This is a genomic window from Buttiauxella cochleicola (assembly GCF_021283185.1).
In the GTDB taxonomy this organism is placed as follows: Bacteria; Pseudomonadota; Gammaproteobacteria; order Enterobacterales; family Enterobacteriaceae; genus Buttiauxella; species Buttiauxella massiliensis.
In genome coordinates, this window is record NZ_JAJSOS010000008.1 from 66,175 (window position 1) to 85,313 (window position 19,139).

A 19,139-nucleotide genomic window follows, 5' to 3' on the forward strand; every position below is an offset into this window, starting at 1 on the left:
AGGCCTGCACATGGCAGGCCTTGTCACTGGAATGTCTAACTTTAGAGAGTGATGACACCAATAAAAGTCACAACAGTCAGAATGGCTGCAAGACCGTAGAACACCCACTTGCCAGATGGCACATGAATTTTCAGGTCGTGCATGGCGTGGTGGATACGGTGCAAACCACACCACAGCGGCAGCACAATCATCAGGAAGATGAACAGGCGACCAATCAGGCTTTGTGAGAATGCCAGCACACGGTCATAGCCTAATGCATCGCCCGGGAAAAGCCCCAGCGGCAGCATGATGCCAACCAACAGCACGATGACAGGAGCAATGATTGCACCCCACATGCCGCCTGCGCCAAACAGACCCCAGAATACTGGCTCGTCGGAGCGTTTTGGATTCGGATTAATCATGACGTCCCCCTTACCAGAACAGTGCAATAAACAGAATGACGACCGTGGCGACAACTGTCACCGCCCACAACCCTTTAATCACTGGCTCCGGCCCCATTTTGTCATCTTTGATGATGATATTGGCGGCCTTTGGTGCCAGTTCAAACCAGGTTTTCGTATGCAACAACGCAGCCGCTAACGTGATCAGATTGAGGATAACCACGATAGGGTTCTGGAGGAAACTGACAAACCCTGCCCAGCTTTCCGGGCCACTTTTCAAAGAGAAAAGGCCGCACAGCAACAAGATGCTGAACCAGACGGTAGGCACAGCGGTTCCTTCACGAATCATATAAAAACGATAGAAACCCAGTTTTTTCCACCAGGTTGGGGTCATCGTCCGCACATATGGCTTACGTTTCGTAGTCATTTTGCACTCCTTAGCGTGGTTTCAGGGTAGCAATCAAAAAGTCTTTCGAACTTTCGACTTTACCCTGCTGGATGGCAGCTGCGGGATCGACGTGTTTCGGGCACACTTCGGAGCAGTAGCCCACGAAAGTACAGCTCCAGACGCCATTCTGGCCGTTTAACTGCGCCATACGCTCTTTCTTGCCATGGTCGCGGTTATCCAGGTTGTAACGGTGAGCAAGCGTGATTGCAGCCGGGCCAATAAACTCTGGGTTTAAACCAAACTGCGGGCATGCGGAATAACACAGGCCACAGTTGATGCAGCCCGAGAACTGATGGTATTTCGCCATTTGGGCTGGAGTCTGGGTATTTGGCCCCTGGTCTGGAGTACGCGAGTTGCCGATAATGTACGGCTTAATCGCTTCCAGGCTTTCGATAAAGTGAGTCATATCGACCACCAAATCGCGCTCAATAGGGAAGTTTGCCAGCGCTTCAACCTTCATGCCTTTGGTGTATTCGCGCAGGAAGGTTTTACAAGCCAGTTTAGGCACGCGGTTGACCATCATGCCGCAAGAGCCGCAGATAGCCATACGGCATGACCAGCGATAGCTGAGATCAGGTGCCAGGTTGTCTTTGATATAACCCAGCGCATCCAGCAGCGAGGTTTGCTCATCATAAGGCACTTCATAGATTGCACTGTGTGGCTCGTTATCCGTTTCCGGGTTGTAGCGCACCACTTCAATCTTCAGGGTCTTCATCGCATCAGCCATTAGACGCCTCCTTCTTCTTATCGGCCGCTTCTGATTCCGCACCGTAGACGCGTTTTGCCGGTGGCAGGGTGGTGATTTTCACATCGCTGTATTCCAGACGCGTAGTTCCATTCGCGTCACGGAAAGCGAGAGTGTGCTTCAGGAAGTTCACGTCATCACGCTCGGTGCAACCTTCGTCCAGACGCTGGTGCGCGCCGCGAGACTCTTTACGAGCCATCGCTGAGTGCGCCATACATTCGGCAACGTTCAGGCCGTGGCCCAGCTCGATGGTGTAGAGCAAATCAGTATTGAACACGCTGGATGTGTCAGTAATGCGAACGCGTTTGAAGCGCTCCTGCAGCTCAGCCAGCTTGTCTTTCGTTTTCTGCATCAGTTCTGGTGTGCGATAAATACCGCAACCTTCTTCCATGGACAGACCCATTTCATCGCGGATCTTCGACCAGTTCTCAGTACCTTCCTGATTCACCAGTTTCTTCAGGCGAGTTTCGACATCAGCCGCTTGTGCATTCAATGCAGCATCATTGGCGGGCTGTGCTTCGTTAGCACGACGCATCGCACCTTCACCTGCCAGGCGACCAAACACCACCAATTCTGCCAGAGAGTTCGAACCTAAACGGTTCGCACCATGCAGACCAACAGACGAACATTCGCCGACTGCGAATAGGCCTTTAATGCGTGATTCGCACTGACTGTCGGTTTCGATACCACCCATGGTGTAGTGCGCGGTAGGGCGAACAGGAATCGGCTCTTTAACCGGGTCGACGCCAACATACGCTTTTGCCAGTTCGCAGATAAACGGCAGACGTTCGAGAAGTTTTTTCTCGCCCAGGTGACGCAGGTCGAGATAAACCACATCGCCACGTGGCGTAGGAACGGTACGGCCTGCGCGCCATTCGTGCCAGAAGGCCTGAGAAACTTTGTCGCGCGGACCGAGTTCCATATATTTGTTGCGCGGCTCGCCCAGAGGGGTTTCAGGCCCCATGCCGTAATCTTGCAGATAGCGATAGCCGTCTTTGTTAACCAGAATACCGCCTTCACCACGGCAGCCTTCCGTCATCAGAATGCCGGAACCTGGCAGGCCGGTTGGGTGATATTGCACAAATTCCATATCACGCAACGGTACGCCGTGGCTCAATGCCATGCCCATACCATCGCCGGTCACGATGCCGCCGTTAGTGTTATAGCGATAAACACGACCAGCACCACCGGTTGCCATAACAACGGCGTTTGCGCGGATTTGTACCAGCGTGCCTTCCATCATATTCATGGCGACCAGGCCACGAGCAGCACCATCATCAACCAGGATATCGAGCACGAAGTGCTCGTCAAAACGCTGGATTTGCGGGAACTGTAATGAGGTCTGGAACAGGGTGTGGAGCATATGGAAGCCGGTTTTATCCGCGGCAAACCAGGTACGCTCAATCTTCATGCCACCAAAACGGCGAACGTTCACTGAACCGTCCGGACGGCGGCTCCATGGGCAACCCCATTGCTCAAGCTGTGTCATTTCGGTTGGGCAGTTATGCACGAAGTAGTCGACTACGTCCTGCTCGCACAACCAGTCGCCACCGGAAACGGTGTCGTTGAAATGGTATTCGTAACTGTCGTGATCCTGCGTAACGGCAGCAGAACCCCCTTCGGCGGCCACGGTGTGGCTACGCATTGGGTAGACTTTGGAGATCAGAGCGATTTTGGCTTGTGGATTGGCTTGTGCCGCCGCGATGGCTGCTCGTAAGCCCGCTCCGCCAGCGCCTATTATGGCAAGATCGGCTTGAAAGGTTTGCACGACATTCCTCCAGATTTTAGTTATTTCGCATAGCTAATTTAACCAAAGGTAGTTCACCGATACGGCGGCAGCTATAGCGAAAGGGTTTTCCCTGCTCCTTTGTAGGTAGCGGATTATAGCCGCAGGCTTTTTAAGGAAATTTGACGTGTTCGATTTTTTTGCTGTTCAGTTCAGCAATTAATTAGTAGTAGTGATGAGTTACGTCACGAAATTCACATTATCAGCGCCCTTGCCGCGTATACCCGTCGCCCTTCAAAATGCAGGGGTGTTGGCTACACTCACTCACCCGAATCACTTACTTCAGTAAGCTCATCGGGATTTGCTCGTTTACCGCCTACCTGCATCTCGAAGTTTCTCGGGTATAAATGATGGTGAAAATTTACTGCGCAAAATTTGTCTCCCTTATGCGATGCGGGTAGACTTCTCGGCCTTGTTTGAATACGGAGACTCCACCATGAGCGAAACGGCCACCTGGCAGCCGAGCGCATCCATCCCCAACCTGTTAAAACGCGCTGCGATCATGGCAGTCATTCGGCGTTTTTTTGCCGACCGCGGTGTACTGGAGGTGGAAACACCGTGCATGAGTCAGGCTACGGTAACGGACATTAATCTGTTCCCGTTTGAAACCCGTTTTGTGGGCCCAGGCCACGCTCAGGGCGTGAATTTGTACCTGATGACCAGCCCGGAATATCACATGAAACGCCTGCTGGCGGCGGGCATCGGCCCGGTATTCCAGCTGTGCCGTAGCTTCCGTAATGAAGAGATGGGTCGCCACCATAATCCAGAGTTCACTATGCTGGAGTGGTACCGCCCTTGCTACGATATGTATCGTCTGATGAATGAAGTTGATGATTTACTGCAACAGGTTCTGGAAACTGATGCCGCGGAGTCTCTCTCATATCAGCAGGCTTTCCAGCGCCATCTGGAAATTGACCCACTTTCTGCGGATAAAACGCAGTTGCGCGAAGTGGCGAAAAAACTCGATTTAAGCAACATTGCCGATCAAGAAGAAGACCGCGATACCTTGCTGCAGCTGCTGTTCAGCATGGGTGTTGAGCCACATATTGGTAAAGACAAACCGACGTTTGTTTATCACTTCCCGGCAAGCCAGGCAGCCCTTGCGCAGATCAGCACCGAGGATCACCGCGTTGCGGAGCGTTTCGAGGTTTACTTCCGAGGTATTGAGCTGGCGAATGGTTTCCACGAATTGACCGATGCGCGTGAGCAGCAGCAGCGTTTCGAGCAGGATAATCGCAAACGTGTTGCTCGCGGTTTGCCACAGCAGCCGATTGATGTGAATTTGCTGGAAGCACTCAAGGCAGGATTGCCAGATTGTTCAGGTGTTGCGCTAGGTGTGGATCGTTTGATTATGTTAGCGCTAAAGGCTGAAAGTCTGGCTGATGTGCTGGCGTTCCCGGTAGATAGGGCTTAAAAAAACGGTGGATAACGCTTGCGCTTATCCACCCTACAACTGCAGATTGATTTTCGTAGGTCGGATTAGCGTAAGCGACATCCGACTCTTCGTTACAAACTCCCCGGCGTACGTCCCGCTTTCCCCGAAGAAGTCACCGTCTTAGCACTACGTTGCCCGCCCAGACTATCCAGACGCATCTGGAATGGTGGGAATGGCAGCTCGATACCGTGTTCACGGAAACCTTGCAGAATGAGCTGATGAATTTCGTGGCGCAGCGGCATACGGTGGTTCATCTCAGCGGCATAAATTCGCAACTCAAAGATTTGAATACCCGCCTGTAAATCGACCAGGAAGGCTTCTGGTGCCGGGTTATCAATCACCAGCGAGCAGCGCTCGGCTGCCTGCAACAACACCTTCGTGACTTCCTCGCTGTTTGCATCAGACGGGGCCGGAACTGTGAGCACCACACGCGTGACTGAATCCGATAACGACCAGTTGATAAACTGCTCGGTGATAAACGCTTTATTTGGCACGATTATCTCTTTACGGTCCCAGTCGCTGATGGTGGTAGCACGGGTGTTGATCTTGGTGACGCTGCCGGTGAGATCGCGGATTGTCACGGTGTCGCCAATACGAATCGGCTTCTCGAACAGGATTATCAGGCCAGAGATAAAGTTGGCGAAAATTTCCTGCAAACCAAAACCCAGACCAACACCGAGGGCCGCAACCAGCCACTGTAATTTCGACCACTCGATACCAATCATTGAGAAGCCGACCAACGTACCGACCAGTAACAGCAGATATTTAGTTACGGTGGTAATGGCGTAACCCGTACCTGGCGCCAAATCCAGGTGCTGTAAGAGCGCAAGTTCGAGTAGTGCAGGGAGGTTACGTACCAGTTGCATGGTGATAATCAGCACCAGAATGGCAATTAACACTGAACCCAGGGTTATCGGCTCGATGCTTTCCACGCCTTGTACCGTTGAGGTCACATCCCACAAGGTGATGTTCTCAAGGAAGCCAAATGCAGAGTGGATTTCTGACCACAACACAATGACCGACAAAAGCGCAATCAGCATCAAAATCGAACGCACCAGACGCAGTGATTGCACGCTGATGGTATCCAGATCGATTTCAGGTTCTTCGATAGTTTCTGATGAGCCTTCATTGCTGTGGCTATGTGCAGCTTCTTCTTCACCACGCGCACGTTGGGCGAGTATTTCAGCACGGCGATGTTTAGCGCGGTCAAAGGCCAGGCGGCGGCGCTGAATCAGCATCCAACGGCGGAAGATATGGTACACAACGAGCAGTAAGAACCAGATAGCCACTGACGTTTCAAGCCTTGCCAGCAAGGCCTGTGCAGTTGCCAGGTAACCCACTGCCGCTGCAAGAATGGCGAGCAACGGGGCGGCAAGCAGCAGGTTCCACAAAATGGTGTTAGCGATGTTTTCGCTATTACCTTGTTTATCCAGATACAGCGGAATGCCCGCGCGTTTCAGGCTCAGGGTGACCAGTGCCATTGCACCGCAAATTAACATAAAGCATAGTCTGCCGAGAGAGCCGGAGAACTCCCGATCGTTCAGATTATCAAACATAATCAATGCCATAATCAGCGGCACGATTAAGCCGATGCTCATCAGGTAATAGCGCATGGCGCGGGCAACACGGTGCTGCGGCCAGCCAAAATGAACAATGAACAAACCATTTGGACGGGCGAACGTGGCGCAAATCATCACGGCCCACAGCAGCGGAACCGTGGCAGTCACCCCATCACCGATAGCTACTGCAAGGGGATACGGCCAGGCAGCTTGCAGCCCGTAACCGAGCGTTGCCCACAAAACAGGTAAAGGCAGAGCCACCAGAATCGACCAGAAAACGGTACGCAAGGTTAGGCTGAAGTGATCCTGAGTGACCTTACCGACCTTCGCACTAGAGCGCTCAAGGAAAGCAGAGAAATGGCGGCGGGAGCTGACACTAAAGCCCACCAGTATCAATGCAGCGAACAGTGGCAGCAGTGTTTCCTTGCTGGTTAGCATCATGATGGTGGCACTGCCAAGCTGGCTGAAGGTGTCCATCGATACCAGACGACGCAAATCCTGCACAATCTCCACCGGCCAGGTGATGCCCATCGGGCTGACATCTGAGGTCCAGAACAGGTAACGGTGTGTTGCTTCGTTGACCTCTTTTAACGCATCTTCCAGTTGGCTATTCGCCACTTTCAGTTTGGTGAGCTCAAGAATCAGGTTATCGCCACCTTGCAGCAAGGAATTGAGCAGTTCGCGCTGGGTGCGCAATTGCGCTTCCAGAATACGGTTTTGCTCACTGGTAAGCTCCTGGCCATCGTTCTGACGAATCTGGCGTAATTGCTGCTGCTTGTTCATCAGGTCTTCATAATGCAGACGCTGTACACGCAGCTGACCAAGTTCGGTATCCAGTTGCTGAGGCTTTGGCATTTCAGGTAAACGAGCTACCTGAGCGCGTAAGGCTTCACCCAACACATTCGACACGCCAAGCCATTGTGACTGTTCGCGCAGTGTGTTGAGTGCCTGACGCACTTGCAAGGTCTGGCTTGAGGCCTGGCGTTGCTGAGAGGCCACTAAATCCATGCGCTGAGCCTGTTGATTCAACGCCTGGGATAATTCACGGTTATTTTTAAACTGGTCAACGATACCTGATGGCAGGTTGGCGCTGCTTTCTGCCAATAACTCGGTACTTTCCAGGGCCTTTTCAGCTTCTCGCTGGCGCTGGTTATTCAACTGATTACGTAATGCCTGGAGATAGGCATCCAGGTGTTCGCTCTGTTTCTGGGCAAGCTCAGCGCGCAGGCGAGCAAGTTCCTGGCGGTTACTGGCTGACAACTGTGCCAGCTCCAGTTCATCGACCAGGGCTTTCAGGCGTGATGATTCAGCCTGTAAAGAGAGATTTTGTGCCTGCGCTAGCGGTGTGCTGGTGGCCGGCGGGGTACCCATCCGACGTTCCACCTCGTTTAACTGGCGGCGCGCATCGGTTTGCTGTTGAGGCAGTTGGCTGAGCGAATCGGTGATTTCTCTAGTGCGTTCCTGCTCTTGCTGTGCAAGGCGGCTTTTATCCAGTAATTGGCTGCTAACTTGCAGGATTTCCTGATTTAACGCATCGGTGCTCATGGTCTCTGGCACTTTTGGCGGTTCATCGCGCAGATTATTGATCTGCCGACGCAAGGTGTCAGAGAGTTTGGGGAAGTTATCGATAACTTGCTGGTATTGCGTGGCTCGTTCCAGCGAGACTTTGCGTTCATCAAGCGCGTTGAGCGCGGCCTGAAGTGCTTCCACGGTTTCAGGGCTACCAGGTTTGTCTTTTGCAGACTTAGCTTGTTCTAGTTCCTGGGAGATTTGTTTGGCGTCGGGGGCTGTGGCGGCATACGTCGGTAGACTAAGGCACCAGGCCATCAGAATTGTGATTATCAGGCGCACGTCAGTACCTTTAAGTGAACCAGCCCTCGTAGCGATGTGCAGAGGGCTGGGGTAGGAGAGTTAAACGTCTGGTTTGCTTTCCTGATCGGCAGCAACTTCCATTTCAGAAATCTCACTCACTGGCACTTCCGGTTCGATAACCGGCTCGGTAGAGATTGCCAGCGGCTCACCAATTTTGGTCGCAGACAGGCTTTGTAGCTGTTCAGCCAGGTTCACTTTACCTGGTGCAAACAAGTTAATGACTGTGGAACCGAGTTTGAAGCGACCCATTTCCTGGCCTTTCAGCAGCGCCACGGAGCCTTCGTTGTCTCCGGCAGGCCATGTCCAGCGTTTGATTACACCTTCACGCGGTGGCGTGATAGTACCTGCCCAAACGGTTTCGATGCTGCCTACAATTGTGGCACCCACCAGGATTTGCGCCATTGGGCCAAACTCGGTATCGAACAGACAGATAACACGTTCGTTACGTGCAAACAGGTTCGGCACGTTTTGCGCGGTTAAATGGTTTACGGAGAACAGGTCGCCCGGTACATAAATCATTTCACGCAAAATACCGTTACACGGCATGTGAACACGGTGGTAATCACGTGGTGACAGATAAGTGGTAACGAAGCTGCCGTTACGGAACAAATCGGCCATTAAGTAGTTACCGGCAAGCAGGGCTTCGAGGCTGTAGTTGTGGCCTTTTGCCTGCAGGATTTTATCTTCTTCGATAGGACCTAACTGGCTCACAACACCGTCTGCTGGCATCACCAGTACATTTGGGTCGGTATTGATTGGACGAACATCGTCACGCAATGGGCGCACGAAGAATTCATTGAAGGTGCGATAGCTTGCGGTATCCGGCTTCTGAGCTTCCTTCATGTCGACTTTGTAGTATTTAACGAACAGGTCGATAACCAGTTTGGTCAACCAGCCAGCTCGTTTGCTTGCACCCCAACCTGCCAGGCGAGTCAGCCATAGTTTAGGCAGGATGTACTGGAGCGAAAGTTTAAAGTTGTCTAACAAGATAGCCTCCTGGCTAAGTACCCATATTTAGCGGGCATACACAAAAAGGAGCGCGATTTTAGCGATGCCCAGCTTAATTGTCAGCGGTCAGTATCGGAAAAGGTTTTACGCGATTTTACCTCGGACATACTTTCCAGTATGCGATGGTAATTTTCGAAACGCGTTTCGGCGATTTCCCCACGCTCAACAGCTTCGCGCAGCGCGCAGCCTGGATCGTTGGTGTGGCTACAGTCACGGTATTTGCAACGACCTAAATAGTCGTGGAATTCAGTAAACCCATGAGTGACTTGATCCGGCTCTAAGTGCCACAAACCAAACTCACGCACGCCTGGGGAGTCGATAACATCACCGCCGCCCGGGAAATGGTATAGGCGCGATGCCGTGGTGGTGTGCTGACCTAAGCCTGAGTTGTCAGAAACGTCATTCACCAGAATCTGGACTTCTTTGAACCCGAGCAGGTTATTGAGCAGACTCGATTTACCCACACCGGATTGCCCGGCAAAAATACTGACGCGGCCAATCAGGGCTTCTTCAAGCTCTTTCAGGCCTTCTACTTTATGGCTGGAAACCATCAACACGCGATAACCAATCTTGCGATAGATATCCATTTGCTCATTCACGAACTTCAGGCCAGCTTCGTCGAGCAGGTCGGTTTTGTTCAACACCAGCAACGGTTCTACTTCGAGGGTTTCGCACGCCACCAGATAACGGTCAATAATGTTCAATGACAGCTCGGGCAGAATGGCGGAAACCACAATGATTTGGTCGATGTTGGCGGCAATGGGTTTTACGCCGTCATAGAAATCAGGGCGTGTCAGGACAGTTGTGCGCTCGTGCACCGCATCAACAATGCCTTTTATGGTTACGCCAGCCGCAGCTTCTTTAGCTGGGCGCCAGACCACATTGTCGCCGGTTACCAGCGAACGGATGGTGCGGCGAATATTGCAGCGGTGAATGTCACCACCTGGTGATTCAACATCGGCATGTTGGCCGAAACGGCTGATTACGCGACCATCGCGCGGTTCGCCAAACTGAGAGTCGTCAGGATCGGCTTTCTCCACAGTCTGTTTAAGCCGACGCTGGTGGTTTGCTGAAACCCGGCGCTGCTGTCCTTTGGAGAGTTTATTTTTGCTCAATCTTACTGGCTCCTGGTCGCCCGTGGTGGGCAAAACCTCTATGATACACACTATTTTATACGAGTTAACCCATCGACAAGGGTGGGCGACGCACAAGAAGGGTGGAAAATAGCATGAGTGGAAATGAAAACAATCTGATTTGGATTGATTTAGAAATGACCGGCCTGGACCCCGAGCGGGATCGCATAATTGAAATTGCCACTCTGGTTACCGATGCCAATTTGAATATCCTCGCCGAAGGGCCAACGATTGCGGTTCATCAGTCTGACGAACAATTGGCGCTGATGGATGACTGGAATGTGCGTACCCATACTGGCAGCGGGCTGGTAGAGCGCGTGAAAGCAAGCACCATGGACGACCGTGCAGCTGAACTGGCGACACTTGAGTTCCTGAAGGAGTGGGTTCCCGCAAATAGTTCTCCAATCTGTGGTAACAGCATAGGCCAGGATCGTCGTTTCCTGTTTAAGTACATGCCTGAGCTTGAGGAGTACTTCCATTATCGTTATCTGGATGTCAGCACTCTGAAAGAGCTGGCACGCCGTTGGAAACCTGAAATTTTGGCTGATTTCAAAAAGCAGGGTACCCATCAGGCGATGGATGATATCCGTGAGTCAGTGGCGGAACTTGCGTTCTACCGCGAGAACTTTATCAAGTTATAAGAAGTTGTTAGCCTCGGTCCTGTTTTTTTCACTAACCCGGAAAAAGGCAGGATCGAACGATTTCCCTGATATTCGCTGGGAAAATAATCATTTTGTCGAATTAATCAGCATTCAAACAAAAATCGCAAAAAAAATCGTTTGAAGGCTTGCGACTAAAACGATTTCTCGTATAATGCGCCTCCCGTACCGATGCAGAATTTGCAGCGTTACACAGAGCGGGAATAGCTCAGTTGGTAGAGCACGACCTTGCCAAGGTCGGGGTCGCGAGTTCGAGTCTCGTTTCCCGCTCCAAATTTGATTACAGCAGTACCACCAAATTCGATGACTTTTAAGCAGCAGCTTGAAAGACGAAGAATATGCGGGAATAGCTCAGTTGGTAGAGCACGACCTTGCCAAGGTCGGGGTCGCGAGTTCGAGTCTCGTTTCCCGCTCCAAAATTTGATTGGCTTTTATAAGCCACGCACCACCCAAGCGGGAATAGCTCAGTTGGTAGAGCACGACCTTGCCAAGGTCGGGGTCGCGAGTTCGAGTCTCGTTTCCCGCTCCAAATTCTAATATCCAGTACAAATTATCCACAACGCTAACCAGCGTCGGTGGTGGTTTTTACGTTCGCGATAAATTCTTGTAAACAGACTTATCCACAGCCTTCGTCTATTCACTTAGATCGCTAATTATTTCTTAAATTTTATAAGAATATTTTAACCATTTGATTAATATCATTTTTTTAATATTTGAGAATGTTGGGCGGATCGCTTGCAGTTTTTTTTTCGTTTGCAGGACAAGGCGTTCAAATTTTTATTCACATCCTGTGGACATGTCACGCATCACGTTTTAACCCCTTTTCAATCACACGGACCAGGCGCTGTTTCTGCGGGAGCTGGACTTCTGTAGCGTCCTCGCTTCGCTTGATTAATTGTTGCGCAATCGCCCAATCAATGTGCTCATCAAGAAGTGGGTGCTCACCTTTCCGTTGTTGCAACGTTTCCAGAATCGCCTCATCCCACGGTGCATTTCCCAATGCCACCGCAATATTTCGCAGCCAACGTAAATGGCCAATTCGACGAATCGCCGAACCTTCTGTCACGCGCAGGAAATATTCTTCACTCCAGGTGAACAACTCAGCCAGCTCCGGCGCATGCAACTTGGTGCGCGGGCTAAAGTCGTCTTCTGTGGTTAATTGTGAGAAACGGTTCCACGGGCAAATCAGCTGGCAGTCGTCGCAACCGTAGATTCGGTTGCCGATAAGCGGCCTGAACTCTTCCGGAATAGCGCCTTCAAGCTCGATAGTGAGATAAGAAATACAACGGCGGGCGTCAACAGTGTAGGGTTCTACAATCGCGCCAGTCGGGCAGATGGTCATGCAGGCCACACACCGCCCACACTTTTCCTCAATGGGTTTATCAATTGGCAGCGGAATATCGACTAACAGTTCGCCCAGGAAAAAGAACGAACCTGCTTCCTGGTTGAGGATTAGTGAGTGCTTACCTGTCCAGCCAAGCCCGGCTTTTTCAGCCAATGGGCGTTCAAGAATCGGCGCTGAATCCACAAAAGGTCTAAAATTCAGCGTGGAACAATGGGACTGGATTATTTCGCCCAGCTTTTTGAGCCGATTACGTAGCAGTTTGTGGTAGTCACGGCCAAGGGCGTAGCGGCTGATGTAACCAATTTTGGGGTTTTTGAGCGTGGAAGCAAAAGCCGCATTTGCGGGGAGATAGTTCATCCGCACGCTGATCACGCGCAAAGTGCCCGGCAGCAATTCGTGTGGTCGGGCACGCATCATTCCATGACGGGCCATCCAATCCATCTCGCCATGATATTGTTTATCCAGCCACATTTGGAGCGCAGGCTCGCTGGCAGAGAGATCGGTATCGGTTATGCCAACTTGTTGGAAACCGAGTTCGATACCCCACTGCTTGATATTTTGCGCTAATTGATTGAGATCGAGGGGCTGTGACATGACGGACCTGAGCCTAAAAATAACCGCCAAAAGTATACCACACTCAGTCTGGTCCGCAGACTGGCTGCGCACCGCAGAGAAACAGGCTGCGGATTACTTAGGGTTAACGCTATACGAATTGATGCAGCGGGCAGGGGCTGCAGCATTTAATCTTGCCCGCGAACTCTATCCACTAACCCAACACTGGCTTGTTGTATGCGGGCATGGCAACAACGGCGGCGATGGTTATGTCGTCGCGCGGCTTGCGCAGGCTGCCGGTATTCGCATCACTTTACTGGCGATTGAAAGCGACAAGCCTTTGCCTGAAGAAGCCGCTTACGCACGTGATGCCTGGCTGGATGCAGCAGGTGTGATTCATGCGCCAGAACATGTCTGGGCAGACGATATCGATCTGGTGATTGATGGCGTGCTCGGGACCGGGCTTAACAGCGCTCCCCGCGAAGCTGCTACGCAACTGATAGAAAAGTGCAATCAGCATGCGGCTCCCGTTGTTGCTCTGGATATCCCATCTGGCTTGCTTGCAGAAACCGGTGCAACGCCTGGCGCGGTGATCAACGCTTCCCACACCATCACCTTTATCGCCCTTAAACCTGGGCTTCTGACCGGAAAAGCTCGCGATGTCGTGGGCAAACTGCATTTTCATGCTTTAGGTCTTGAAGCCTGGCTGAATGGGCAGACTGCGCCGATAACTCGCGTGGACAGTGCGCAGTTAGCTGGCTGGTTGCCGCCACGCAAGCCTACCTCACACAAAGGTACGAACGGGCGTTTGGTGATTATAGGTGGCAACCATGGGACTGCGGGTGCCATTCGCATGACTGGCGAGGCTGCGCTACGCGCTGGAGCGGGGTTGGTCAAGGTTTTGACTCGTTCAGAAAACATTGCACCGCTTATTACCGCCCGACCTGAACTGATGGTTCAGGAGCTCACGTCAAATTCACTTGATGAATGTCTGGAATGGGCGGATGTGATTGTTATCGGCCCAGGATTAGGGCAGCAAGAATGGGGCAAAAAAGCCCTGGAAAAAGTAGAGAACAGCCGTAAACCGATGCTGTGGGATGCAGATGCGCTTAACCTTCTGGCAATCAATCCCGATAAACGTCAGAATCGCGTGATTACGCCGCATCCTGGTGAAGCTGCACGGCTGTTAAATTGCGCCGTATCACAAGTTGAGAGTGACCGCTTACTTTCCGCAGACCGTCTTGTAAAACGTTATGGCGGAATTGTGGTCTTAAAAGGTGCCGGTACGGTTGTTGCCAGCCAAAACGGCGAATGCTCACTCATTGATGTGGGAAATGCCGGGATGGGAAGTGGCGGTATGGGGGATGTGCTATCCGGGATCATCGGAGCATTGCTGGCACAGAAGTTAACCCCGTATGATGCGGCATGTGCCGGATGTGTTGTACATGGCGCTGCTGCTGATGTGCTGGCTCAGCGCTTCGGTACACGTGGCATGTTAGCAAGCGACTTATTCTCGACGATGTACCCTTTTGTTAACCCGGATTTGAATAGCAAAGAAAATGATTAATCGAGTTATCGCATTACCTGATGAAACTGCGACCTTAGAATTGGGTGCGCGTCTGGCAAAAGCCTGTATTGGTGCCACAGTGATTCATCTGTATGGTGACCTGGGTGCGGGCAAGACGACATTCAGCCGTGGTTTTGTGCAAGCGTTGGGCCATAAAGGCAATGTTAAAAGCCCAACTTATACGTTGGTTGAACCGTATGAACTCGGCGATTTGATGGTGTATCACTTCGATCTCTATCGTCTTGCCGATCCAGAAGAACTCGAATTTATGGGAATTCGTGACTATTTCACCAATGACGCCATCAGTCTGGTGGAATGGCCGCAAAAAGGTCAGGGTGTGCTTCCAGAACCGGATGTCGAAATCCACCTAAGTTACCAGGCCGAAGGGCGCGAGGCGTGCCTGAAAGCAGTTTCCTCATCTGGTGAGTCGTTACTGGCGCGGTTTGCCAAATAACAAGGATGACGGGATGATCTTTCGCGTGAAAAGTTGGTTGATGGCGGCGTGCTTACTGTTGCTTACGGCACAGTCTGGTGCCGCGAGTTTAGCGGATATTCAGGTATCGAACGGCGATTCTCAGGCGCGAATCACCTTTAGTTTTATTGGTGATCCTGAGTATGCCTTTTCTCAGGATGATAAGAAAAGCGTTGCTCTGGATATCAAACAAACCGGTGTGATTCGCGGTTTACCTCTGTTGTTCAGTGGAAATAACCTGGTAAAAAGCATTCGTTCAGGGCAACCGAAAGATAGCAATTCCTTACGCCTGGTGGTTGATCTCACTGAGCCTGGCAAAACTCGCGCTGTGAAACAGCAAAATGGTGCGAATTACACAGTTGTGTTTACCATTAACGCCGATGTGCCACCACCGCCACCTCCACCACCGGTTGTTGCCAAACGCGTGGAAGCCCCACCAGTTACCCGACCGACAGAACCGGCAAAAAATCCGTTTAACCCGCAAACCGTTACTGGCGCAATCAGTTCGAATACGGCGATGCATCCTGCGCGAACTCAACGCACCACAACTCAATCCGATACCGTGGTTGTGGCGATTGATGCTGGGCATGGTGGACAAGACCCGGGTGCGATTGGTCCGGGTGGGACGAAAGAGAAAAACGTCACTATTTCTATTGCCCGTAAGCTGCGTTCCTTGCTCAATGACGATCCGATGTTTAAAGGCGTGTTGACCCGCGATGGCGACTATTTCATTTCGGTGATGGGCCGCTCGGATGTCGCGCGTAAACAGAACGCCAATATTCTGGTTTCTATTCATGCTGATGCTGCGCCTAACCGCGATGCGACCGGAGCATCCGTCTGGGTGCTGTCAAACCGCCGTGCAAATAGCGAAATGGCGGGTTGGCTCGAACAGCACGAGAAGCAATCCGAGTTGCTGGGTGGTGCGGGCGATGTACTGGCCAATAGCCAGGCTGACCCGTATCTGAGCCAGGCGGTACTGGATTTGCAGTTCGGCCATTCCCAGCGTGTCGGGTATGATGTGGCGACAAAAGTGCTGGCTCAAATGCAACGTGTCGGCGCGTTACACAAGCGTCGCCCTGAGCATGCAAGCCTTGGCGTATTGCGCTCACCAGATATCCCTTCTGTGCTAGTGGAAACCGGGTTTATCAGTAACAACTCTGAAGAGCGCCTGCTTGATAGCGATGATTATCAGCAAAAAATTGCCCAGGCCATTTATCAAGGGTTGAGGGACTATTTCCAGACGCATCCGTTACAATCAGCACCTGCCCCGGGGCAAACCGCACGTTCGCAAGGTGCGGGTCTCGATCAGGTTGCGATTACTCAATAAGGAAATTTCATGCCGATTCAGGTTCTGCCGCCGCAACTTGCCAACCAGATTGCTGCTGGCGAAGTGGTAGAGCGCCCCGCATCGGTGGTGAAGGAGCTGGTTGAGAACAGTCTGGATGCTGGCGCTACTCGTATTGATATTGATATCGAACGCGGTGGCGCCAGGCTTATTCGTATTCGTGACAACGGCTGCGGTATCAAAAAAGACGAGCTGGCGCTTGCGTTGGCTCGCCATGCCACCAGTAAAATTGCTTCACTTGATGACCTTGAGGCGATTATCAGCCTTGGTTTTCGTGGCGAAGCGTTAGCCAGTATTAGCTCAGTTGCCCGTCTGACGTTAACGTCACGTACCGCCGATCAAAGTGAGGCCTGGCAAGCCTATGCCGAAGGCCGTGAACAAGATGTGACGGTGAAGCCCGCAGCGCATCCAGTCGGAACCACGCTTGAAGTGTTGGATCTGTTTTACAACACACCTGCCCGGCGCAAATTCATGCGCACTGAAAAAACCGAATTCAACCATATTGATGAGATTGTCAGGCGTATTGCGCTGGCACGTTTTGATGTGTCGATAAACCTGACGCACAACGGCAAAGTGATTCGCCAGTATCGTGCGGTCTCAGAAGGTGCGCCGCGTGAACGCCGTCTTGGCTCGATTTGCGGCACACCGTTCCTCGAACAAGCTCTGTCCATTGAATGGCAGCACGGCGATCTTGCTTTACGTGGGTGGGTGGCTGAACCAAGTGCGACGACTTCGGCACTGGCAGAGATTCAATATTGTTATGTCAATGGCCGCATGATGCGTGACCGCCTGATAAACCACGCGATTCGCCAGGCGTGTGAAGATAAGCTCGGCATCGACCAACAACCGGCGTTTGTGCTTTATCTGGAAATCGATCCGCATCAGGTGGATGTGAATGTGCATCCTGCCAAACACGAAGTGCGGTTCCATCAATCGCGTCTGGTGCATGACTTTATCTATCAGGGCGTGTTGAGCGTGCTGCAACAGCAGACAGAAAACCGTTTGCCTCTGGAAGAGACAACCGAAGAACCGCAACAGAGTTGGCAGCCGGAAAACCGCGTTGCATCTGGACGTAACCAGTTTTCAACACCTGCAGCTACTTCTTCTGTTGTTCGCGAATCATCGCCTCGCAGTTCTTCGCCAAATGGTGGTGGATATAGCGGCAGCGGTGCCAGCAAAAACACACCTTTATGGCCTCATGCGGCACCGGGTTTCCAGAAGAAAGAAGGGGCGCTGTATCGCGAGCTTCTGAATACGCAAGCTTCCCCAGCGCCAAAAAATCGTGCCGCTGAACCTGAAACCGACGAAGCGTTAGACGCCCACGCACAAAGTTTTGGCCGTGTACTGACGGTGCTTGCACCGGACATGGCATTACTGGAACGCGACGGCAAAATTATGCTGCTTTCATTAACCGTGGCTGAACGCTGGTTGAAAATGGCGCAGTTAGTACCGGGTAGTGAAGGTGCGCGGGCACAACCATTGCTGATCCCTGTACGCCTGAAAGTGACGAAAGAAGAACAAGACGTTCTGGTTAAATATCAGTCGCTTTTATTGGAAATGGGCATCGAATTTGTCGCAGAGTCGCGTCAGATAACAATTCGCACCGTACCTTTACCTTTACGTAAACAAAATTTACAAATCTTGATTCACGAACTGCCAGGATACCTGGCGCAACAGACAGAGGTTAACGCAACACAGATTGCTCAATGGTTTGCTCGTCAAATGGACGGCTTTCATGAACAATGGAATCTGGCACAGGCAATTGCCTTGCTGGCTGATGTAGAGCGCCTTTGTCCGCAGCTGGTGAAATCACCACCTGGCGGTTTGTTACAACCTGTTGATTTACAATTGGCGATGAACGCCCTGAAACATGACTGAAGTTAAGCAAAGCCTGCCACAGGCAATTTTTCTGATGGGGCCGACGGCCTCAGGTAAGACAGCGTTGGCCATTAATTTGCGTAAAACGTTGCCGGTAGAGTTGATAAGCGTCGATTCGGCCCTTATCTATCAAGGAATGGATATTGGTACAGCGAAGCCTACTGCCGAAGAACTGGCTCAGGCTCCGCATCGGTTACTCGATATTCTCGACCCGGCACAGGCTTATTCAGCCGCAGATTTCCGGCGCGATGCGTTGGCTGAAATGGCAGACATTACCGCAGCCGGGCGTATCCCCTTGTTAGTTGGGGGAACGATGCTCTACTTCAAGGCATTGTTAGAAGGTTTGTCACCGTTGCCATCTGCCGATCCGGAAGTTCGGGATCGGATAGAAAAACAGGCTGCAGAGCAAGGATGGGAGGCGTTGCATCGTGAGTTAGCACTGGTTGATCCTGTCGCCGCTGCACGTATTCATCCAAATGATCCACAAAGGCTTTCCCGTGCACTGGAAGTTTTTTTCATTTCGGGTAAAACTTTAACGGAACTGACGAAAACGTCAGGAGAAGCTCTGCCTTACCAGGTGCATCAGTTCGCCATCGCCCCGGCGAGCCGTGAACTGCTCCATCAACGAATTGAGCAGCGTTTTCATCAGATGTTAGCTTCTGGATTTGAAGCTGAAGTACGGGCTCTTTTTGCCCGTGGTGATTTGCATACGGACATGCCTTCCATTCGTTGTGTGGGTTACCGGCAGATGTGGTCTTATCTGGCAGGTGAAATTCCGCATGATGAAATGGTTTATCGTGGTATTTGCGCGACGAGACAATTGGCTAAGCGCCAAATGACCTGGTTAAGAGGTTGGGAAGGTGTTCACTGGCTAGACAGTGAGAATCCGTCTCAATCTTATAACGATGTAGTACAGGTTGTTAGTGCGAAGCACCAATGAATGTGTACAATTGAA

15 protein-coding genes and 3 tRNA genes are annotated in these 19,139 nt (G+C 51.7%); 10 read left to right on the forward strand and 8 right to left on the reverse strand.

All coding sequences use genetic code 11. The features are described from left to right. Window positions 1-41: 41 nt before the first annotated feature. The 4 genes from frdD to frdA are packed head-to-tail and all read right to left on the reverse strand — an operon-like array spanning window position 42 to window position 3,341. Window positions 42-401, reverse strand: a complete 360-nt coding sequence (gene frdD, locus LVQ76_RS13725) for a fumarate reductase subunit FrdD (RefSeq protein WP_034461132.1) — start codon at window positions 399-401, stop codon at window positions 42-44. A gap of 10 nt (window positions 402-411) precedes the next feature. After that, a complete protein-coding gene (frdC, locus tag LVQ76_RS13730; protein ID WP_034461133.1) occupies window positions 412-807 on the reverse strand; it encodes a fumarate reductase subunit FrdC in 396 nt (131 codons plus the stop codon). Between the two features lie 10 nt (window positions 808-817). Beyond that, entirely contained in the window at window positions 818-1,543 is a 726-nt protein-coding gene (locus tag LVQ76_RS13735; protein ID WP_370639863.1) for a succinate dehydrogenase/fumarate reductase iron-sulfur subunit, read from the reverse strand. A gap of 4 nt (window positions 1,544-1,547) precedes the next feature. Then, window positions 1,548-3,341: a fumarate reductase (quinol) flavoprotein subunit gene (gene frdA / locus LVQ76_RS13740; RefSeq protein WP_232904680.1), complete on the reverse strand. Its 1,794-nt coding sequence runs from the start codon at window positions 3,339-3,341 to the stop codon at window positions 1,548-1,550. Window positions 3,342-3,795: 454 nt separating this feature from the next. Here frdA and epmA point away from each other — a divergent pair, with 454 nt between their 5' ends. Beyond that, window positions 3,796-4,773 carry an elongation factor P--(R)-beta-lysine ligase gene (epmA, locus tag LVQ76_RS13745; RefSeq protein WP_151994117.1) on the forward strand — a complete coding sequence of 326 codons (978 nt, stop codon included), beginning with the start codon at window positions 3,796-3,798 and terminating at the stop codon, window positions 4,771-4,773. Window positions 4,774-4,865: 92 nt separating this feature from the next. On the opposite strand, the gene mscM is transcribed toward epmA, so the two are convergent. The 3 genes from mscM to rsgA all read right to left on the reverse strand — a co-directional run bounded on the left by mscM (window position 4,866) and on the right by rsgA (window position 10,348). Further along, window positions 4,866-8,204, reverse strand: a complete 3,339-nt coding sequence (gene mscM, locus LVQ76_RS13750) for a miniconductance mechanosensitive channel MscM (RefSeq protein ID WP_232865698.1) — start codon at window positions 8,202-8,204, stop codon at window positions 4,866-4,868. 60 nt (window positions 8,205-8,264) lie between these two features. Further along, window positions 8,265-9,212, reverse strand: coding sequence for an archaetidylserine decarboxylase (asd, locus tag LVQ76_RS13755; RefSeq protein WP_034461140.1), 948 nt, complete (start codon window positions 9,210-9,212; stop codon window positions 8,265-8,267). 80 nt (window positions 9,213-9,292) lie between these two features. Continuing rightward, complete coding sequence (gene rsgA / locus LVQ76_RS13760; RefSeq protein WP_232865697.1) at window positions 9,293-10,348, reverse strand: small ribosomal subunit biogenesis GTPase RsgA; 1,056 nt, start codon at window positions 10,346-10,348, stop codon at window positions 9,293-9,295. A 113-nt stretch (window positions 10,349-10,461) separates the two neighbouring features. Here rsgA and orn point away from each other — a divergent pair, with 113 nt between their 5' ends. The 4 genes from orn to LVQ76_RS13780 all read left to right on the forward strand — a co-directional run bounded on the left by orn (window position 10,462) and on the right by LVQ76_RS13780 (window position 11,554). Next, on the forward strand, window positions 10,462-11,007 hold the full coding sequence (gene orn / locus LVQ76_RS13765) for an oligoribonuclease (RefSeq protein ID WP_034461152.1): 546 nt from the start codon (window positions 10,462-10,464) through the stop codon (window positions 11,005-11,007). A gap of 215 nt (window positions 11,008-11,222) precedes the next feature. Further along, a tRNA-Gly gene (locus tag LVQ76_RS13770) sits at window positions 11,223-11,298 on the forward strand. Window positions 11,299-11,365: 67 nt separating this feature from the next. Continuing rightward, window positions 11,366-11,441, forward strand: a tRNA-Gly gene (locus LVQ76_RS13775). Window positions 11,442-11,478: 37 nt separating this feature from the next. Beyond that, window positions 11,479-11,554 (forward strand) — tRNA-Gly (locus LVQ76_RS13780). A gap of 270 nt (window positions 11,555-11,824) precedes the next feature. On the opposite strand, the gene queG is transcribed toward LVQ76_RS13780, so the two are convergent. Then, the gene (queG, locus tag LVQ76_RS13785) at window positions 11,825-12,964 is read right to left on the reverse strand and encodes a tRNA epoxyqueuosine(34) reductase QueG (RefSeq protein ID WP_232865696.1); all 1,140 of its coding nucleotides are present in this window, start codon (window positions 12,962-12,964) and stop codon (window positions 11,825-11,827) included. On the opposite strand from queG, the gene nnr reads away from it, so the two are divergent. Genes nnr through miaA form a run of 5 tightly spaced genes read left to right on the forward strand, consistent with a single transcriptional unit; the run spans window position 12,963 to window position 19,124 of the window. Beyond that, window positions 12,963-14,489 carry a bifunctional ADP-dependent NAD(P)H-hydrate dehydratase/NAD(P)H-hydrate epimerase gene (gene nnr, locus LVQ76_RS13790; protein WP_232921871.1) on the forward strand — a complete coding sequence of 509 codons (1,527 nt, stop codon included), beginning with the start codon at window positions 12,963-12,965 and terminating at the stop codon, window positions 14,487-14,489. The two genes, queG and nnr, sit on opposite strands and share 2 nt — an antisense overlap. Beyond that, window positions 14,482-14,943 (forward strand): tRNA (adenosine(37)-N6)-threonylcarbamoyltransferase complex ATPase subunit type 1 TsaE, encoded by a 462-nt coding sequence (tsaE, locus tag LVQ76_RS13795; protein WP_034461161.1) that lies wholly within the window; start codon window positions 14,482-14,484, stop codon window positions 14,941-14,943. The genes nnr and tsaE overlap by 8 nt, the downstream gene beginning before the upstream one ends. 13 nt (window positions 14,944-14,956) lie before the next feature. Next, window positions 14,957-16,288, forward strand: a complete 1,332-nt coding sequence (amiB, locus tag LVQ76_RS13800) for an N-acetylmuramoyl-L-alanine amidase AmiB (RefSeq protein ID WP_232921872.1) — start codon at window positions 14,957-14,959, stop codon at window positions 16,286-16,288. 9 nt (window positions 16,289-16,297) lie between these two features. Continuing rightward, window positions 16,298-18,184, forward strand: a complete 1,887-nt coding sequence (gene mutL / locus LVQ76_RS13805; RefSeq protein WP_232921873.1) for a DNA mismatch repair endonuclease MutL — start codon at window positions 16,298-16,300, stop codon at window positions 18,182-18,184. Further along, the gene (gene miaA / locus LVQ76_RS13810) at window positions 18,177-19,124 is read left to right on the forward strand and encodes a tRNA (adenosine(37)-N6)-dimethylallyltransferase MiaA (RefSeq protein WP_232921874.1); all 948 of its coding nucleotides are present in this window, start codon (window positions 18,177-18,179) and stop codon (window positions 19,122-19,124) included. Before mutL ends, miaA begins: the two co-directional genes overlap by 8 nt. Window positions 19,125-19,139 lie beyond the last annotated feature (15 nt).